The following is an 18,421-nucleotide window of genomic DNA, read 5'->3' on the forward strand; positions in this document are numbered from 1 at the left end:
AAGTTTAACAGAAAAGCGTTTAAAATTTTACACATGCTCTCTCCTGAAGAACAGCTGAGCATTATAAAAAGAGGTACTGTTGAGATCATTGAAGAGGAAGAGCTTTTGAAAAAACTGAAGGAAGGAAGACCCCTGAGGGTAAAGGCGGGCTTTGACCCAACCGCACCGGACCTGCATCTTGGTCATACGGTTTTACTTCAAAAACTTAGGCAGTTCCAACAGCTTGGACACGAGGTCTATTTTGTGATCGGAGACTTTACTGCCATGATTGGGGACCCCACAGGCAGGAGCGAAACAAGGCCTCCCCTCTCAAGGGAGGAGGTATTGGAAAACGCCAAAACTTACGAGCATCAGGTTTTCAAAATCCTTGACCCAGAAAAGACCAACATAGTTTTCAACAGCGCCTGGCTTTCTGAGCTTGGAACCGAAGGGATCATAAGGCTGGCAGGAAAATACACGGTGGCAAGGATGTTAGAAAGGGATGACTTTTCAAAGCGCTTTAAAGAAGGCATTCCCATATACATTCATGAGTTCATATATCCTCTACTGCAGGGCTACGACTCGGTTTTTTTGAAGGCGGATGTAGAGCTCGGTGGCACAGACCAAAAGTTTAACCTTCTGGTGGGAAGGGACCTACAGAGGGCCTTTGGACAGGAACCGCAAGTTTGCATAACCCTGCCACTGCTTGTAGGCTTAGACGGCGTGAGAAAAATGTCCAAATCCTACCAAAACTACGTAGCCATACAGGAAGAGCCGGAAAGTATGTTTGGCAAGATCATGTCCATCTCAGACGACCTTATGTGGGAGTACTACACCCTCTTAACCGACTACACAGAGGAGGAGATAGAGAACTTCAAGAAAAACTTGCACCCAATGGAGGCTAAAAAGAAGCTTGCCCACTATATAGTAGAGCGTTTCCACGGCAAAGAGCAGGCGGACAAGGCTTTAGAGTTCTTCGTTAAAACCTTCTCCCAGAGAGAATTTCCCGAGGATGCCCCCATCATAGAGGTTCCCTATGGTCTTAAAAGGAGGGCTTACGAGCTTTTGTTTGAGCTTGGTATAGAGGGTTCCAAAAACTCCGCCCGAAGGGTGGTGGAAGGAGGAGGCTTAAGGATAAACGGTACAAAGGTGGAGGACCCAAACCAAGAGATAGAGGTAAAAGAAGAGCTTCGCCTTCAGGTGGGTAAAAAGAGATTTTACAGGGTGGTGCCTAAATGAGGTTTAACTCTAAGGATATTGCAGACTTGGTAGGTGGTTTGCTTTTTGGTGAAAACTTAGAACTTGTAGGCGTGTCTTCTCTGGAGAACCCAAAGGAGAAAACTTTGATCTTTTGTCCCTCCGAGAGGGATGCGGAAAGGGTAAAGGATGTAAAAGACACCACCTTGGTGGTTTCAAAGCCAGTAGAACATCCAAGCTACATACTGGTAAAAGACACAAGGCTTGCCTTGGCTATCGTTCTGGAAAAGCTATATCCAGAAGAGCATCCCACGGGCATCTCCGAAAAGGCCCACGTGGAAAGCTCGGCAGTGTTGGGAGAGGATGTCTATGTGGGACCATTCGCTTACATTGGAAAAAACGTAGTCCTTGAAAGAGGCGTAAAGGTTTATCCTTTTAGCTACATCGGAGACCACTCCTTTGTGGGAGAAAACACGGTTATCTTCAGCGGAGTTCATATATACCCAAGGACCGTTATAGGAAAGAATGTGCGTATCCACAGTGGAGCGGTCATAGGGGCAGACGGCTTTGGCTATCACATAACCAAGGAGGGCATAATCAAGCTGAACCATATAGGCAATGTGGTCATTGAGGACAATGTGGAAATAGGCGCAAACACTACCATAGACAGGGCAATGCTTGACAGCACCATTGTGGGAAAGGAAACCAAAATAGATAACCTTGTTATGGTTGCCCACAACTGTCGTTTGGGGGAGAGAAACATAATAGTAAGTCAGGTTGGGCTCTCGGGAAGTGTAAAAACTGGCAGGAATGTCGTTCTTGCTGGGCAGGTGGGTGTAGCGGACCATGTGAATATAGGCGACAACGTGCAAGTTGCCGCAAAGTCTGGGGTATCAAAGGACTTGGAGCCCAACAAGATTTACGGAGCAGCACTGCCAGCTATGGAGTGGAGCAAGTGGAAAAGGATCTACGTTTATCTTTTAAAACTTCCGGAGCTCTTCAAGAAATGATCCTAAAGGTTATTCCTGTGGGACCTTTAAGTATGAACTGTTCTGTGATTATAGATGAGGACACGGGGCAGTCGGTGGTAATAGACCCGGGGGCAGATTTGGATGCGATTTTAAAGGCATTGGAGGGAACCACGCCCAAGTATATCCTTGCTACCCACGGACACATAGACCACGTGGGACAGGTTAAGGGTTTAAAGGAAAGGTTGGGTGTTCCCTTTTTGGTGCATAAGGAAGACCTTTTCTTGCTCAACGACCCAATATGGAAGGGCTTTGACCTTTATGTAGGTGCAGACCTGCCCTGCCCTGAGCCCGATGACTTTTTGGAGGAGGGTATGGAACTTAGCTTTGGAAAGATAAGGTTGAAGGTCCTACACACACCCGGGCATACACCCGGACACTGCTGTTTTTACTCAGAGGAAAACCTGCTCATTGCAGGCGACTTGCTCTTTAGGGGTTCCGTAGGACGCTGGGACCTACCGGGTGGTAACTTGGAGGATTTGAAAAAGTCCTTGCGTAGGGTGGTTTTGGAACTTCCGGAGGATGTGCGCGTGATCACCGGACACGGAGAGGAAACTACCATAGGAAGGGAAAAAAGGTTCAACCCACTGCTGAGGGAGATTCTGAGCCGTTGATGGGTCTTTCTGTTTTGATCCTAACAAAAAACGAAGAGAAAAACATAAAAAGGGCAATTGAAAGCGTGAAAGACATTGCCGACGAAATTGTAGTTCTTGATTCGGGCTCCACCGACAGAACGGTAGAAATTGCCAAAAGCCTTGGAGCAAAGGTATTTTTCCATGAGTGGGATGGATATCCACAACAACTCAATAGAGGTATAGGGCTATGCTCAGAGGATTGGGTTTTGGTCTTGGACGCAGACGAAGAAGTCTCGGAGGAGCTAAGAAATTCTATATCAAAAGCCATATCTTCCCATACTGCGGAGGTTTATATGGTTTGCAGAAAAACCTACTACCTTGGTAAATTTCTTGAGCACACTTGGTATCCCGAATGGAGGGTTCGGCTTTTTAAAAAGGGTCTGGTAAGGTTTGAAGGAGATCTCCACGAGCAAGCGGTCTTCAAAGGAAAGGCGCACAAGCTAAAGGGAGACCTCTATCACTACTCTTATGAAAACCTCTACCATCAGTATGAAAAGACCTTAAAGTATGCAAAGATAATGGCGGAAGCTTACCATAAGAAGGGCAGAAAGTTTAGGTTTTATAATCTTCTGTTTAACCCACTGTGGAGCTTTTTTAAGGTTTATTTTCTTCAAAGGGGCTTTCTGGACGGTGTTAGAGGCTTTTTGGTAGCCTTTTCCTCATTTTTTTATACCTTTTTGAAATACATGTTTCTCCTTGAGCTTGAGCTAAAAGAGAAATACAAAGAGAACCTTTGGAAGAGATAATTACCTGCTTAGCACACTTCTTAGCCATCTAAAGGCAAAGCCGGAGAGAAAAAGAACGGTTATCAGACCTATGAAAGCTAAGATCAAAAACCACTTCAAAGCTCCACCTCCGCGTGCCTTGATGCATGACATTGAATATTCACAGCTACGGGCAAGGACGCTATATGGCACGGATAGAGCTCCACCTTCACGTCAATGGCTGTTGTGGTACCACCAAAGCCCATGGGTCCCCATCCGATCTTGTTTATCTCCTCAAGGAGCTCCTCCTCTATCCTTCTCGCTACAGGGTCTTTGCTTCTTTCTCCCACTGGTCTGAGCAGGGCTTTCTTTGCTAGCAACGCACAGTACTCAAAGTTTCCACCTATGCCCACACCCACCGTAAAGGGAGGGCACGCATTGGGACCTGCCAGCTTTACCGTCTCCAGAACGAACCTTTTTACTCCTTCCCACCCATCGGCGGGCTTTAGCATTGCCAAGCGTGAAGTGTTTTCTGAACCTGCACCCTTTGGAGCAAAGATGAGCTTTAACCTATCACCAGGGACAATTTCATAGTGTATTATGGGTGGTGTGTTGTCCTTTGTGTTCTTTCTTTCAAAAACAGGGTCATAGACCATGGAAGCCCTAAGGTAGCCCTCCGTGTATGCCCGCCTTACACCCTCCTCTATGGCATCCCTCAGAGAGCCTCCCACTACGCAGACTTCCTGCCCTATCTCCACAAAAACCACCGCCACACCTGTATCCTGACAGTAAGCCATCTCCTCCTTTTCTGCAGCCTCTGCGTTTAGTAGAATCTGCCTGAGAACCTCCCTTCCCAGTTCAGACTCTTCCCTTTCCAAGGCCTGCTGGAAAGCATGAACCACATCTTTGGGCAACTTATAGTTTGCCCTAAGGGCAATTTCTTTCACCGCCTCCACTATCTTTTCATATTCAATTTCCCTCGGCATAGCTTATATATTAACGCATCATGAGAAATTCGCAAGAACGCACCATTTAGTAAAGTCCCACCGATTTTAAAAACTCTTCCCAACTACTGCGTGTGTATTTTAGCTCATCTATATTTTCAATCCAGCCAACAGTTTGCTCAGCATTTAGTAAAGATTTTAAACCTCAGACCAAGCCCGTTTCAAATAGTTTTCTACCACTCTTAAAAAAGCCTGCCCAAGCTGAGAAACTTCTGAGATCCTTATGCCAGTGCCCTCAAAGTACTCTTCTATATAGTTTTTCTCTTTTCCCACACCCACGCCCACTACGGGAAACTTCCCCTTGACTTCCCTTACGAGAGACCTCAGGGCTTCCCCCTTTAGTCCCCTCGTAGGCTCTCCGTCCGAGAAGGCTATGAGCACACCCCTAAGATGGTTCTTTTTGCAAAAGAGCTCCAACTCCTCCGAGCCTTGAAGGATTGCCTTTTCTAAGTTTGTGCCACCACCCAAAAGGTTTGGAAGGTTCAAGAGCTTGGATTTAACCTGCTTGTAGTCCTCGTCAAAGGACTTTAGGCTAAAAACATTATCGCTAAAGGCGGATATGGAAAAGGGCATGTTTAGGGCGTTAAGTGTTTCACAAAAGAGCAAGAGTGCCTTTAGGGCGTTTATGGCTTTGTTTTCCTTCTTCATAGAGGAAGAAACGTCTATTAGAAGCTTAAAGGCGAGCTTTTTTTCCTGTGGCACCTCCCTTCTCATAAAAAACTTCCCCCTCTTTATGGGTACCTCCCTTTGAATTCTCTTGTAATCTATTCGCTTGCCAATGGCATAAGAGGATTGCCAACCCTCTTCCTCCTTTGGCAAGAACCTCTCAAACTTCCTTTTAAAGGCATCCACATAGATCCTCACATCCTTCAAAAGCCTACTGTAAGTTTTGAATTCTTCTTCGGTTAAGCCATGCTCTTTTATGTATCTTTTATCTCTATCGGATAACTCTCCGTAGTTTTTGTTCTTGAACTTTCCCTCCAAAGCACTGCTCAGATCCCAAGGCTTTATCAAAAACAGCAAAAAGCCCTTGTGCTCTAAATCTGTCTCCAGGGTTTTGGGCAAAAAGTTTGTTATGAACCTTAGGTCCCTTTCCACCATATCCAAGTAAGACATCTGTTTTATGTAGTCCCTCATCCACTCAGGGAGGGTTTTAAGATGGGCAAGCACCTTTTCCCTTATATCTTCAGGGATCTCTTCAGCCCTGAGTTCTTTGCTATTTTGAATCACCGTCTGCAAACTCTCAGGGAGCTTTTTCAAAATATCGGTCATAATCCTACCCTTGTGGGCATCCTTTCTTACCCTTCCCTTTGCCTCTTCCAAAAGGAGGTCTATGTAGTTTAATGCTTGGGATTGCTCAATGTACGCCCTGTATCTGCCAAAGATTTCACCCATAAGCACTTCGTAAGCGTCCTTGCTTTTGCTCTGCAAATACTGCTGAAGGCTCCTGTAAAGTTCCCTTGAAAGCCCCGAAGAGCCAAGCCAAGTCCTCGCGAACTCCACCGCAAAGCCCTGATGTGGATATAGATCCTTTAAGTTCTTTAAGACCTCCTCCCACCTTTGCTTTAGAGCTCCCTCTGAAGAAGGATGGCTCCTTAAAATCTCCTCATCCACCCTCAAAGACTCCAAAAGGGAATATAGCACCAAAAAGACAGTGGGCGGGTAGCCAAACTTGAAAACCTCCCTTTGCCCCAACCTCCACAAAAAGAGGTCCGTGTGTAAAAGATAGTATATTTCATGCCTTACTGAGTTTATGGCATAATCTTCACTCTTCTTTGAAAGCTCCAACGCATTAAAGACTACACCCTTTGGCACCTTTGCAATGGGAGGGATCTCCTCAAGCTCTCCCCTTGCCCACATCTCCAAGAGTGGAACATAAACAGGGTCATATCCAGCCCCCCAGCCCTCATAAGAGGGTTCCACCATTACGCCTGTTTCCTTCTCCAAAAGGTTGGCAATAGCTTTCCACTTGTCCTTCATCCAACCTTAAAAATATAAGCAAACACCAAACTGAGAGAAGTTCTTCTTTCTTTTCGTGTCTAACATAAACTTAAAGAGTCTCGATTCGGAGCCTTTATACAGTTCAAAGGTTTTCAAAGGTGTACAGCGGTCAAAAGAACTAAGCTCAAAGACCACTATTGAACCTTTCTCGGGCGCTTGATCCCTTATGATCTTTCTCTTTGCATAAAAAGGTAGATTATGGTTAAAGTGTCCCACCTGATAGGTTTTTAGCTCGCCCTTTGGGTCCAACTCCCTTATGAAACTTCCCAGTTCTCTGTAATGCCTGTACCCTTCTAAGTAAGGAAGGACAGCCCCCAAAAGGAAAAGGTAAAAGACTACCGTACCAAACAGAGGTGCAAGCTTTCTTTCAAAGAGTAGTGCTAAAGGAGGCACCAAGGAGAGTAAAGCCCAACCCTTGGCAAGGTCAAAGTAAAATACACCCAAAAGGATCACCAACGAAAAGAGAGAACACACAAAGACCGCCCAAAATCTTTTTAACCTTTCCCAGGGACCTTCCATCAAAAAGTGGGCGGTAATTACTGCCATGGCAGGATAGGCAGGCATCACATAAACGGGAATTTTTTGCTTTATCAGGCTAAAGACCAGAAAAAAAGAAAGGGTCCAAACAACCGCAAACCTCAGTTCCTTTCTTAAAAGAGCCCAAATCAAGGCAGGAAAGAACAGCACAGAGTAGGGCAAAAAGCTAACCAGTGTATCCAAAAGATAAAAATAGATAGGGTCTTCTCCTGCGTAAATCCTTTTAAAGTTTTCTGAGAAGAAAACATTCAAAAAATCCCTTCCGTTAACCCAAGTTTGGTATATGTGCCACCAAAGACCCAAAAGTAGGGCAAAGGGCGTTAAAAGATAATACTTTTTGTTTAGAATTTCCCTCCGGTCCTCTAAAAGAAGGAAAATAAAAATAATCAACGCTGGCATTACAAAGGCTACTGGACCCTTTACCAACATGCCAAGGGAAGAAGAAAGAAAGGCAAAGACCAAAAGGGATGTGTTTTTTGTTATGTAATAACCATACCACAGGGTCAGAGTAAGGGCAATGAAAAAGGCTAAAGGCACCTCCGGAGATGCGTAATGGGCGTTAGCAAAAAACTGCAAAGAGAGAACCACAACAAGAAAGGAAAGCAGGGCGGTTTTAAGGTTTTTTGTTAAAAGCCATGCCAAAATGCCAGACAAAAGCCCAGTGCAAAGCCCCAAAAGGGCATGAAAGAACCTCAGGGCAAACTCGTTGACACCAAAGATATAAAAGCCCAAGCTAACCAACCAATAGGTCAAAGGAGGCTTTTCTAACCTCAGCTCCCCGTTGTATATGGGCGTTATAAAGTCCTTTGTCTCTAACATACGCCTGCTTGCGTCCGCATAAAAGGCTTCGTTGGGTTGCCAAACCTGAAAGGCACCAAGGTTGAAAAAGTAAATCAAAAGAGAGAGAAGGATCAGAGGGTAGATAGCCATCCTATATATCATAAACCTAAACTTCCCTTAAAATTTATTCTTGCAGATGGGCTTTTTAGATAGGTTTAAGAAAAAGGATCAAGAGAAAGAGGCACTATGGACCAAATGTCCCTCTTGCAAGTCCATACTCTATGTGCCAGAGCTAAAGGAGAACCTAAATGTTTGTCCTAAGTGCAACTATCACTTCCCCATGGGTTCAATGGAAAGGGTCAAGTCCATACTCACCGATTATTCTGTGCTCTTTGAAAACATTCTTCCCACGGACCCTCTGAAATTTAAAGACAACAAACCATACAAAGAAAGGCTCAGCCAAGCCCAAAAGGAAACAAACCTCACAGAGGCTATCGTAGTTGCCCGTGGAAAGTTAAAGGATATAGAGATAATCCTCTGCGCGATGGATTTTAACTTTATAGGTGGCAGTATGGGCTCGGTGGTGGGCGAAAGATTTTACAGGGCATGTATGCTAAGCGCAGAGCAAAAGATACCCCTCTTTGCTGTCATAACCTCCGGTGGTGCAAGGATGCAGGAAGGCATACTTTCCCTTATGCAGATGGCAAAGACCTCCATCGGAGTAGGCTTTTTGAAGGAAAGGAGAGTACCCTACATAACCCTTCTAACGAATCCCACCATGGGTGGAGTATCTGCCAGCTTTGCCTTCCTCGGAGATATTATCATGGCAGAGCCGGGTGCTTTAATAGGCTTTGCGGGACCTCGGGTAATAGAGCAGACCATAAAGCAACAGCTTCCAGAGGGTTTTCAGACTGCAGAGTTTTTGCTTGAAAAGGGTATGATAGACATGATCGTGCATAGAAAGGATATAAAAGATACAGTCTATAAACTCCTTAAGATAGCCACCTACAGGAAAGGATGCCATGCTGTATGAAGAAGAGCACCCCTTTGCCATAGCCTACCGGTTGGTGGAGGAAGGGAAGTTGGACCCTTGGAATGTGGATATAGCACAGCTTGCAAACCTGTACATTCAAGAAATAAGAAAAATGGAACTTCTTGACCTACGGGTTCCCGCAAGGGCGCTCTCTGCGGCGGTCTTTCTGCTAAAAAAACAGGTGGAAGTTCTCTTTCCAGAACCCAAAAAGAGGAGGGAGAGAAAATATACCCTGGCAGAAATCGTTCAAATGTTTGAAGAGGAGTCAACAGAACAAGCACAGCACGATAACCAAACAGACACCAATGAAATTGTGGAGGAACAGATAAAAACCATAAAAAGAAAGCTACAGGCTTACAAGAGGGAAGTAAAGAAAAAAGGGAAAAAAATACCCATACATGTATCAAAGTTTGAAGATGCCCTAAGGGAGATTGAAGAACTAATAATGAAAGGTATCAGGAAATTTTCCTTTTTGGGCTTTGTGGCAAACAGAAATCCGGTTCCCTACCTTATGGGTCTGATGACCCTGTACCAAGAGGGTAGAGTGGATGCCTACCAAAGAGAGCCATACTCAGACATTGAGGTGGAAGTGCTATGAAGCATAAACAAATTATCGCCGACGTTTTTTCTTCGGTTAGCAGGCATTACGACACTTTTTTGAACCTTATAACCTTTAGAAGGATCAAAGATTGGCAGAGGGCCATGTTGAAAGAAGTTGAAGGAGCAAAGACTCTTTTGGATGTGGGCACGGGAACAGGAGAGGTGCTTTTGCAAGCAGACCCTCAAGCCATGAGGGTAGGTATCGACCTTTCCTTAGGTATGTTAAAGGTTGCACGCAAAAAGTGTCCCAATTGCGGTTTTGTTCTTGCAGATGCGGAAAACGTGCCCTTTAAAACCTCATCCTTTGACGCCATTACCCTATCTTTGGTATACAGACATCTCTATAACAGGGATCAGTTTTTGAAGGAAGCCCGAAGGGTTCTAAAGCCCGAAGGAAGATTGGCAATTCTTGACATAAACAAGTTTTGGCTCACTCCCCTTTTGGTTTTTCTTATGAAGTTTCCCATAAAACCTTTGGGTCTTATGCTCTTCGGCAGGGATAAGTGGGAATTTTTTATACACTCATTGGAAAACAGTTTGAGTGAAGAAGAACTAAAAAGGGAGCTTGAATCCAACGGCTTTAAAGTGATAAAAACACAAAAAAGACTATTTGGTATAGTCTATATCGTCTCCGCCCAAAGGATTTAGGTTATTGGAATAACGCTAACGAACTTTTTGTTCCTTCTTGTTTCAAACTTTACCACACCATCCACCAAAGCAAACAGGGTAAAGTCAGAACCCATACCCACATTCTTGCCCGGGTAGATTTTAGTACCCCTTTGCCTTACCAGTATGTTTCCTGCGCGAACTATCTGCCCGTCAAACCTCTTTACACCTAACCTTTTCGAATGACTATCTCTACCGTTTTTCGTTGAACCACCGCTTGCCTTGGACGCCATCTTTCACACCTCCTGTATTTCTTTTATTATAATCTCCGTGTAGGGCTGTCTATGTCCTCTCCATCTCTTGTAATTCTTCTTAGCCCTAAATTTAAAGACGATAACCTTCTTGTGCTTTCCGTGACGTAAAACCTCCGCTATAACCTTTCCTTTTTGAAGGACAACTTCGCCGTTTTCCTTTCTTACTAAAACAGGCTTAAACTCCACAAGCTCTCCCTCATTTAAATTCAACTTTTCAACCTTTAACTTATCACCAGGGCTTACCATATATTGCTTTCCGCCTGTTTCTATGATAGCGTACATGTACATTCCTCCAATTTAAAAAGGGGGCTATGCCCCCCACAGGTTTTAATGCTTACTTCTTTTCGCCTGCAGGTTGTTGTTGTTCACCAGCGGGTTGTTGCTGTTGTTGTTCGCCGGCAGGTTGTTGTTGCTGTTGTTGCTGTTGCTCGCCAGCAGGTTGTTGCTGCTCTTGAGCAGGCTGCTGTTGTTCAGCGGGCTTTTGCTCTCCTGCAGGCTGTTCCGCAGGCTTTTGCTGGCAGGATACAGCAAACAGAGCTATGCTTGCTACTCCAAGTAGCAGTAACTTTCTCATTTCATCTACCTCCTAATGAGTTTTGTTCTTAATTATATAGTAATATTCAAAGGGCTGTCAAGTTTTTTATAAACTACATCGCACATGATAGAATACTTGTAACAAAAGCACAGGGATGAAAAAATGCTAGTTTATGTTTTTGAAACCAAGGAGTGGGAAAGAAGGTATCTTACAGAAGTAGTAAAGGACATTGAACTGAAATTTTCGGAAGACAGGCTTAACAAGGACACAGTGCATAAATACAAGGATGCGGAAGCGGTGATTGTGTTTGTAGATTCACGAGTGGACAGGGAGGTTATAGACCAACTTCCAAGGCTCAGGCTTATTATTACAAGGAGCACAGGCTATGACCACATAGATGTAAGGTATGCAATGGATAGTGGCATTGTAGTTTGTAATGTGCCCGACTATGCATCCATCACAGTGGCAGAATACACAATAGCCCTTATGCTTGCCCTTTCAAGAAAGCTGAAGGAGACAGTGCAGAGAACTTCAAGGGGGACTTTTTCTCGGGAAGGGTTATCTGGCTTTGACCTTTCTGGTAAAACCTTAGGAGTTATTGGAACAGGTAGGATAGGGAAGTATGTTGTAAAACTCGCCCATGCCTTTGATATGAGAATCTTTGCCTACGACCTTGTGGAGGATGAAAGCCTGGTGAGAAACTATCATGTGGAGTATGTGGAGCTTGAGAGGCTTTTGAAGGAGTCAGACATAATAACCATCCATGTGCCGTACACTCCTCAAACCCATCACCTTATAAATGCGAGTAATATAGACCTTCTTAAACCCACAGCTATGCTAATAAACACCGCCAGGGGTCCTGTGGTGGAAACAAAAGCTTTGGTTAAGGCTCTGAAGGAGGGGAAACTACTTGGGGGCGTTGCCTTGGATGTTTTTGAAGGAGAAGAAGCCCTCATAGAGGATGCTTATCTGGATAGAAGTTTTTCTTCAGAAACTTTGCAAAATTCTCTCTTGGTTTCCTATCTTGCCAAGCAAGAAAGAGTTATAGTCACACCCCATAATGCATACAACACTAGGGATGCCCTCTTTAGAATGCTTAGCACTGTTGTAGAAAACCTAAGGGCTTTTTTGGAAGGGAAACCCAAGAATGTGGTCCATGATCATTGAAGGATTTTTCCAGCTTTTCTGGATTTCTCACTTTAAGTTTTTTAGGATATAATTACACTACAATGCCCATAAAAATCCGCTACGAGGATAGAAACCATGAACCCCTGCTAGCACCACAGGAGAGGGTAAAGACCTTCAGGGAGTATGCCCTTGGGTATTCGGTCTCCCTTGCCTTGGACGAGGCAAAAAGATGTCTGCTATGCAAGGATGCGGACCAAAGGTGCATAAAGGCTTGTCCCGCTGGCATTGATATACCGGGATTTATAAAAAAGCTCTCGGAAGGGGACCTCTTTGGTGCTTACAGGGTTATAGTACAGTCTAATCCTTTTCCCTCTGTGTGTGGTAGGGTGTGTCCCCAAGAGAAGCAGTGTGAGGGCTCTTGCATACTGTACTACGATACGGTAAGAAACAGAAAAAACAAAGGCTTGCCCGTTAGCATAGGAGCCTTGGAGAAGTTTGTGGGGGACTTTGTGCGTATCTCGGGGGTTCAGTTGGAGCAAAGGGCAGAACCCACCGGAAAGCGGGTTGCGGTGGTGGGTGCTGGTCCCAGTGGTTTGGCCTGTGCATACGAACTTTCTATACTTGGACACAGCGTGGATGTTTATGAAGCCCTTCCAAAGGCTGGTGGAGTTATGACTTATGGCATACCTACTGCAAGACTGGACAGGAGTATATTAGACTGGGAAGTGGAAAGACTCAAAAGACTTGGAGTACGTTTCTTTTTTGGATGGGTTGTGGGCAGGACTGTTAAGTTAGAGGAGCTTTTGGAAAAATACGATGCGGTGTTTTTGGGAGTTGGTGCGGGAAGGGGAAGCCTTGGTATAAAGGGAGACCACCTAAAGGGCGTCTATTCTGCTATTGAGGTCTTAACTCGGGTGGGTCTGCTAAAGGCAAACGAGTTTCCTCACTCTGGCACGCCGGTAAAACTCGGTAAGCGCACTGCCATAATAGGTGGAGGCTTTACTGCGGTAGATTGTGCCATAACCGCCCTAAGGCTTGGTGTAGAGACTCACGTGCTATACAGAAGGACACGGGAGACATCCTCCGCAAGGGATGAAGAGTGGGACCATATAGCCCAAGAAGGTGCCATTTTACATTGGCTTACTCAACCGGTGGAAATTTTAGGCGATGAAGAAGGAAAGGTAGTGGGTGTTAAGTGTATAAAGATGCAACTTGGAGAACCAGACGAGAGCGGAAGACCAAAACCAGAACCAATTCCTGGCTCCGAACATATAATAGAATGCGATTCGGTGATCTTTGCCATAGGACAAAAGGCAAACCCAGTAGCCTACGGAGAGGTTAAGGGCTTGGAGCTAACTCCCTGGGGTACCGTCATGGTAGATGAAGAGTTTAGAACCAGCATAGAGGGCCTCTTTGCGGGCGGGGATGTGGTTAATGGGGGAGACACAGTGGTAAGGGCAATAGCCCATGGCAGAAAAGCTGCAAAATCTATACACAAATACCTTATGGAGGTAAAGAAATGAAAAAGGTAGCCATAATTCTTGCAGTGGTTTTGGCAGGCTTTTTTGTATTCAGGGCTTGCGGAACAAGCCCAGAGGAAGCCTCAGAGGGCACAGTAAAAGAGTTCATCTCTGCAATAAAGGACGGTGATGGCAAAGAAGCAGTAAAGCTACTCTATCCACCCTTCAGGGATGCCCTAGTGCAGGATGTAAAACTGCCCCTGCAACTTACAGAAATGAAGCCCTCCGAGATGCTTGCCTGTGTTTTAAGTTCTATGGGAGAAAACATTAAAAAGGTTAAGGTCTTGGATGTCAAAGCCATAGACGATAAGCATGGAGAAGTTATAGTCAAGGTAATAGACAAAAACGGAACGGAAAAGATACTGTCTTTTATCACCATAAAGGACGAGAAAAGGTGGAAGATCGCCAGCATATCCAATGTTAAATGAAAGTCCTTCTGTGGCAAACTGCCTACTTGGGGGATGTGGTCCTTGCCACATCCCTTCTTAGAATTCTAACAAAAAGGTTTCAGAAGGTCGGCTTTGTAGGCAGACCCTTCATAAAGGAACTGTTAAAGGGATACGATGTGGAGCTTATTCCATTCAACAAGGGATTTTTAGAGTCCTTCAGGATAAGAAAGACTATAAGATCATACGATGTGGTTCTTTCTGCCCACAGGTCTATGCGAACAGCCCTCATTCTTTACTTCTCTGGCATACCCTTAAGGGTAGGCTTTGACAAATCTGAGCTTGCCTTTTTGTACACCCACACAGTTCCCCACCGGTGGGGCATGCATGAGGTAGAAAGAAACGCACAGCTTTTGAAACCTTTGGGCATTGTCCCAGAACCGGAAGAACTCTATCCGAAACTTTTTGTGGAAGAGGAAGAGGTTAAAAGCGTAATGGGAAAATTCCAACTTCCTGAGGAGTACGTAGTATTATCTCCCTTTTCTAATTTTTTGCTAAAGGAGTGGGATATAAAGAATTGGTTAGAATTGGCTAAGGCTATAGGAAAAAAAGTAGTAGTGGTAGGCACGGGAAAGGATATGGAAAGGGCAAGGGTTTTTGATGCATACGCCATAAACTTGGTGGGTAAAACTTCTTTGAGGGAGCTTATGGCAGTTATTTCAAGGGCAAAGCTTGTGATCTCCTGCGATTCCTCCCCGGTTCATATAGCCAATGCTTTAGATGTGCCAGCTATAACCATTTACACCTCCACTTCCCCCATCTACGGCTTTTATCCCCTAAAGGGTGCGCACCTTACTCCAGAGCTTGCCTGTTCTCCTTGTTCGCCCAATCCAAAAAAGTGCAAGACAGGAACCTACGACTGCGTAAGGGCAGTAAGCGTAGAAAAGGTCCTTTCCCTCTGCCAAACCCTTATCACAGACTGAGCCAAGCCTATCATGATCAAAGATGCAAGAAGGTTTGAAGTTCCGTAGCTGACAAAGGGCAGTGCTATACCCTTAGGTGGCAAAAGGTTGGATGCCATAGCCAAATTCCACAGAAAGGCAAGGGAAAAGTTCATGGCTACACCAAAGAGCAGGAGCTTTCCTAAGGGTTCACCCACCTTAACGGAATAGTAAAACAGCCTGCCCACCAGCAAAGCATAGAGCAAAACCACCATCATCACACCCAAAAAGCCCATCTCTTCTCCAATTATGGAAATAACATAGTCTGTGTCTGCCTCGGGCAGTGCACCCATTTTTTGAATACCTTTACCTATGCCCACTCCAAAGGGACCACCCTTAGCGAGGGCATAGAGGGACTGTATGATCTGATAGCCAGTATCCTCCGCGTCCGCAAAAGGGTCAATCCATGCAGATAACCTTTCGGATACATAACCCCTTTTTAGTAAAAAGAAGCTAAAAAAGCCCACGAGGGCAATGGCGGGGATATAAAGCCGGTAGGGTATTCCACCCACATACATAAGGCTAAAGGAAAGAAGGAGTATAAACAAGGCACCACCTTTGTCCGGCTGTAAAACTAAAAAAATGGCGTGCAAAAGGACTATAAAAAAAGCCCAAGAGAAAGTCTTTATGCTTCTCAAAGACCCCTTGCTAACTATGTAGTAAGACAGAAAGATGATTATTGCTATCTTTGCAAACTCTAAAGGTTGCACACTGCCACCAAAAAGCCACCGCTCTACTGCTTTGCCGGAGATCAGTTTTTTTACAAGAATAACAAATAGGGAAACCAAAGAAACGCCCACCAAAAGATATACATACTTTCCTTTAAATAACCTTCTGTAATCAATTTTAGCAATGTAAAAGGAAAACAAAAGTCCCGCAAAAAAGACCACAAACTGTAAGACCGGTCTTTTCAGTGTTTGAACGTCAAACTCCGAAGCGGAAAGTACGTTGGCACTTATTATAGCGGTCTCCCCCATCAAAAAAAGCAAAACAACCGAGTAAAGGATCCATCTATCGGGCATCGCTTAGTATTTTATATAGGTTTGAAAGGTAGCATTCCTTAACCTGCTTTGCAAAATCTTGCAGGTTAAAGTCTGGATATGCAAGCCTTCCCTCCAAAATCTCCTTTGCTATCACCACCGCTTCCTGAGGACTTATCACGTTAAAACCTAAATTCTTTGAAAGGATAAACTCTTCCAAATCCCTCACCTTGTGGGTGTGGGGACCAAACAGGACAAACTTTTTGTAATAGGCAGGTTCCAAGAGGTTGTGCCCTCCCACACCCTCCGCAAAGGTGCCACCCACCAAGGCCAAGTCTCCAAAGGCATAAAGATAAAAAAGCTCACCCAAGCTATCCACCACAATAACCTGACAGTCTTCCCTGCTTTCACTCTTTAAACAAGGTTTGAACTCCTTAAACCCTTCCATAAACACATCCACCTTTGATACATGCCTTGGCACCACCACCAGATTGACTTGACCTATCTCCTCTAAAAGCCTTCTGTAAAACTCCTTCAAAAAGGGAAGTTCCTGCGGATGGAAGCTACCCGCCACTACTGTCTTTCCCTCCCGGAGTGTTAGGGAGACCCTTTTCTCTTCCCTTTCCAAGACCACCTTTAAATTACCACAAGCTATTGCATTAACCCCATAGCCCTCAAAGATTTCTCTGTCTTTTTCCGTCCTGCATAGGATCAGGTCAAATTGCCTTGTAAGTACCCTTTCCCAAAAACTACCCTTTGCGTAGGCGTTGAGCAGAACCTTCTTTGCCTTTACACCTTTTAGCAAGAAATACCAAAGCTCCCTTTCCATGATCAAAAGGGCGTATGGATTTGCCTGTTTTTCAAAGAGTTTCACAGAAAGGGGATTGTCCAGAGGTAGCGGGTGCATTGCGTCGTAAAAACTTTCTTGAGTTTTCAGAAATTCCCTTGCCCTGGGCGAAAAATAGGTGAGCAGTATAAAAAAGTCCTTTCTTAACGCTTTCAAGATGGGTTTGGCGGTGTTGAATTCGCCCACGCTGGCACAGTGAAACCAAAGGACGGGTTTTGTGGTGTTGAACTTCAGCCTTGGAAATATTCTTTCAAACATCGGGGCGAGGGGACTTGAACCCCCGACCTTCGGCTCCCGAAGCCGACGCGCCACCACCTGCGCCACGCCCCGTCATAAAACCCAAAATCTTTTCACGCCATTTTTGCGCCAAAAATTTTACCCTTTCTTGATCTATGGTCTTTAGTTCTCTCTTTTCCATAAGAATTTTTCCCTTGCATACTACCGTGTCAATATCCTCCGCATTGGCACTATACACCCACTGGGAGATAGGCTCATAAAGAGGTTGCCAGTGTGGTGCATCCGCATTAACCAGTATAAAGTCTGCGTCGTAGCCTTCTTCTATTTTTCCTCCTTTTATGCCAACTGCACGAAAGCCGTTTTCAGTGGCGATCATCAAGGCGGTCTGTGCGTTCATAGCCTTTGCATCAAGGCTTGCACCCTTTTGCAGTTTAGCCATCAAGGACATTTCCTCGTGCATGTTTAGGTTATCGTTGGATGCTGGACCGTCGGTGCCGAGGCACACATGAATGCCCCTTTTAACATAATCCCAAATAGGTGCTATACCCGAGGCAAGCTTTAGGTTGCTCTCTGGACAGTGTAACACTTTAACTTCCCTTTCTTTGAGTATTTCCCTCTCCTCTTCTGTGGTCCATACCACATGGGCACAGAGCCATCTTTGGTCCAAAATGCCCAACCTTTCCAAGTGCATAACGGGTGTATTTCCGTAAGTTTCTTTTATCCTCTCCACCTCTTCTTGAGTTTCCGCCAAGTGGGTGTGAATATAAACATCCTCCTCCCTTGCGATTTCATAAACTTTCCTCAGTGTGGAAGGTCCGCAGGTGTAGGGTGCGTGAGGGCAAAGAACGGGAAAGACAAGCTCTTCTCCCTTGAAAGCCTTCACAAACTCTTTTGCCCTTTTTATGTATTCCTCTGGCGTTTTTGCCACTTTGGTGGGAAAGTCAAGGATGCCAAAGCCAAGACCAACTCTCACTCCCACCTCCTTTGCTACCTCCCCCACCACCTCTTCAAAAAAATACATGTCCATAAATAGGGTTGTTCCGCTTCTTATGCCCTCCGCTAAGGCTATAATGGTGCCATCTCTAACAAACTCCGGAGAGACAAACTCTCCCTCCAACTTCCATATAACCTTCTGTAGCCAATCCATGAGAGGTAGGTCTGCACCGAGCCCCCTCAAAAGGGTCATGGGTAGATGGGTGTGCATGTTCGCGAAGGATGGGAAAAGTAGCTTTCCCTCTGCCCTTAGGACCTCTTTGGCAGGCTTTTCCTCCTCTCCAAGGTAGGCGATTTTGCCGTCCTTTACACCCACGTTCAGCTTTTTTCCAAGGGAGACTACAAAGGCGTCCTTTACAAGAAGGTCAAACATAAC

The 18,421-nt window shown here is 45.0% G+C and carries 19 protein-coding genes, 1 tRNA gene and 1 pseudogene; 11 read left to right on the forward strand and 10 right to left on the reverse strand.

The window, feature by feature from the left end:
• Positions 1–33 precede the first annotated feature (33 nt).
• From tyrS to THERU_RS06925, 4 genes are read left to right on the forward strand one after another with little or no spacing between them, the layout of a single operon-like run.
• Positions 34–1,218: a tyrosine--tRNA ligase gene (gene tyrS, locus THERU_RS06910; protein WP_025306551.1), complete on the forward strand. Its 1,185-nt coding sequence runs from the start codon at positions 34–36 to the stop codon at positions 1,216–1,218.
• Entirely contained in the window at positions 1,215–2,186 is a 972-nt protein-coding gene (lpxD, locus tag THERU_RS06915; RefSeq protein WP_025306552.1) for a UDP-3-O-(3-hydroxymyristoyl)glucosamine N-acyltransferase, read from the forward strand. The genes tyrS and lpxD overlap by 4 nt, the downstream gene beginning before the upstream one ends.
• A complete protein-coding gene (locus tag THERU_RS06920) occupies positions 2,183–2,818 on the forward strand; it encodes an MBL fold metallo-hydrolase (protein ID WP_025306553.1) in 636 nt (211 codons plus the stop codon). The genes lpxD and THERU_RS06920 overlap by 4 nt, the downstream gene beginning before the upstream one ends.
• Positions 2,818–3,585, forward strand: coding sequence for a glycosyltransferase family 2 protein (locus tag THERU_RS06925; RefSeq protein WP_025306554.1), 768 nt, complete (start codon positions 2,818–2,820; stop codon positions 3,583–3,585). The genes THERU_RS06920 and THERU_RS06925 overlap by 1 nt, the downstream gene beginning before the upstream one ends.
• 95 nt (positions 3,586–3,680) lie before the next feature.
• Here THERU_RS06925 and THERU_RS06930 read toward each other — a convergent pair whose 3' ends face one another.
• The 3 genes from THERU_RS06930 to THERU_RS06940 all read right to left on the reverse strand — a co-directional run bounded on the left by THERU_RS06930 (position 3,681) and on the right by THERU_RS06940 (position 8,015).
• Complete coding sequence (locus tag THERU_RS06930) at positions 3,681–4,529, reverse strand: fumarate hydratase (RefSeq protein WP_025306555.1); 849 nt, start codon at positions 4,527–4,529, stop codon at positions 3,681–3,683.
• 156 nt (positions 4,530–4,685) lie between these two features.
• Positions 4,686–6,527 (reverse strand): vWA domain-containing protein, encoded by a 1,842-nt coding sequence (locus THERU_RS06935; RefSeq protein WP_025306556.1) that lies wholly within the window; start codon positions 6,525–6,527, stop codon positions 4,686–4,688.
• A gap of 6 nt (positions 6,528–6,533) precedes the next feature.
• Positions 6,534–8,015 carry an ArnT family glycosyltransferase gene (locus THERU_RS06940; RefSeq protein WP_025306557.1) on the reverse strand — a complete coding sequence of 494 codons (1,482 nt, stop codon included), beginning with the start codon at positions 8,013–8,015 and terminating at the stop codon, positions 6,534–6,536.
• Between the two features lie 46 nt (positions 8,016–8,061).
• Here THERU_RS06940 and accD point away from each other — a divergent pair, with 46 nt between their 5' ends.
• The 3 genes from accD to THERU_RS06955 are packed head-to-tail and all read left to right on the forward strand — an operon-like array spanning position 8,062 to position 10,146.
• Positions 8,062–8,898 carry an acetyl-CoA carboxylase, carboxyltransferase subunit beta gene (accD, locus tag THERU_RS06945; protein ID WP_025306558.1) on the forward strand — a complete coding sequence of 279 codons (837 nt, stop codon included), beginning with the start codon at positions 8,062–8,064 and terminating at the stop codon, positions 8,896–8,898.
• Entirely contained in the window at positions 8,888–9,496 is a 609-nt protein-coding gene (locus THERU_RS06950; protein ID WP_025306559.1) for a chromosome segregation protein ScpA, read from the forward strand. The genes accD and THERU_RS06950 overlap by 11 nt, the downstream gene beginning before the upstream one ends.
• Entirely contained in the window at positions 9,493–10,146 is a 654-nt protein-coding gene (locus THERU_RS06955) for a class I SAM-dependent methyltransferase (RefSeq protein WP_025306560.1), read from the forward strand. The genes THERU_RS06950 and THERU_RS06955 overlap by 4 nt, the downstream gene beginning before the upstream one ends.
• Here THERU_RS06955 and rpmA read toward each other — a convergent pair.
• From rpmA to THERU_RS06970, 3 genes are read right to left on the reverse strand one after another with little or no spacing between them, the layout of a single operon-like run.
• On the reverse strand, positions 10,143–10,397 hold the full coding sequence (gene rpmA, locus THERU_RS06960) for a 50S ribosomal protein L27 (RefSeq protein ID WP_025306561.1): 255 nt from the start codon (positions 10,395–10,397) through the stop codon (positions 10,143–10,145). The two genes, THERU_RS06955 and rpmA, sit on opposite strands and share 4 nt — an antisense overlap.
• 3 nt (positions 10,398–10,400) lie before the next feature.
• On the reverse strand, positions 10,401–10,700 hold the full coding sequence (gene rplU, locus THERU_RS06965) for a 50S ribosomal protein L21 (RefSeq protein WP_025306562.1): 300 nt from the start codon (positions 10,698–10,700) through the stop codon (positions 10,401–10,403).
• Between the two features lie 52 nt (positions 10,701–10,752).
• Positions 10,753–10,992: a hypothetical protein gene (locus THERU_RS06970; RefSeq protein ID WP_025306563.1), complete on the reverse strand. Its 240-nt coding sequence runs from the start codon at positions 10,990–10,992 to the stop codon at positions 10,753–10,755.
• Positions 10,993–11,115: 123 nt separating this feature from the next.
• On the opposite strand from THERU_RS06970, the gene THERU_RS06975 reads away from it, so the two are divergent.
• The 4 genes from THERU_RS06975 to THERU_RS06990 all read left to right on the forward strand — a co-directional run bounded on the left by THERU_RS06975 (position 11,116) and on the right by THERU_RS06990 (position 14,970).
• Positions 11,116–12,120 (forward strand): hydroxyacid dehydrogenase, encoded by a 1,005-nt coding sequence (locus THERU_RS06975; RefSeq protein WP_025306564.1) that lies wholly within the window; start codon positions 11,116–11,118, stop codon positions 12,118–12,120.
• A 62-nt stretch (positions 12,121–12,182) separates the two neighbouring features.
• The gene (gltA, locus tag THERU_RS06980) at positions 12,183–13,604 is read left to right on the forward strand and encodes an NADPH-dependent glutamate synthase (protein ID WP_025306565.1); all 1,422 of its coding nucleotides are present in this window, start codon (positions 12,183–12,185) and stop codon (positions 13,602–13,604) included.
• A complete protein-coding gene (locus THERU_RS06985) occupies positions 13,601–14,029 on the forward strand; it encodes a DUF4878 domain-containing protein (RefSeq protein ID WP_025306566.1) in 429 nt (142 codons plus the stop codon). The genes gltA and THERU_RS06985 overlap by 4 nt, the downstream gene beginning before the upstream one ends.
• Positions 14,026–14,970, forward strand: coding sequence for a glycosyltransferase family 9 protein (locus THERU_RS06990; protein ID WP_025306567.1), 945 nt, complete (start codon positions 14,026–14,028; stop codon positions 14,968–14,970). Before THERU_RS06985 ends, THERU_RS06990 begins: the two co-directional genes overlap by 4 nt.
• Here THERU_RS06990 and THERU_RS06995 read toward each other — a convergent pair.
• The 4 genes and pseudogenes from THERU_RS06995 to THERU_RS08380 all read right to left on the reverse strand — a co-directional run.
• Complete coding sequence (locus tag THERU_RS06995; protein ID WP_025306568.1) at positions 14,901–16,010, reverse strand: FtsW/RodA/SpoVE family cell cycle protein; 1,110 nt, start codon at positions 16,008–16,010, stop codon at positions 14,901–14,903. The genes THERU_RS06990 and THERU_RS06995 overlap by 70 nt on opposite strands.
• Positions 16,000–17,073, reverse strand: coding sequence for a 3-deoxy-D-manno-octulosonic acid transferase (locus THERU_RS07000; RefSeq protein ID WP_025306569.1), 1,074 nt, complete (start codon positions 17,071–17,073; stop codon positions 16,000–16,002). Before THERU_RS07000 ends, THERU_RS06995 begins: the two co-directional genes overlap by 11 nt.
• Positions 17,073–17,145: transfer RNA gene (locus THERU_RS07005), tRNA-Pro, on the reverse strand. Before THERU_RS07005 ends, THERU_RS07000 begins: the two co-directional genes overlap by 1 nt.
• A 148-nt stretch (positions 17,146–17,293) precedes the next feature.
• Positions 17,294–18,418, reverse strand: a pseudogene (locus THERU_RS08380) (amidohydrolase); the annotation flags it as partial.
• Positions 18,419–18,421 lie beyond the last annotated feature (3 nt).

Origin of the sequence: Thermocrinis ruber (assembly GCF_000512735.1) — a bacterium.
Classification (GTDB): Bacteria; Aquificota; Aquificia; order Aquificales; family Aquificaceae; genus Thermocrinis; species Thermocrinis ruber.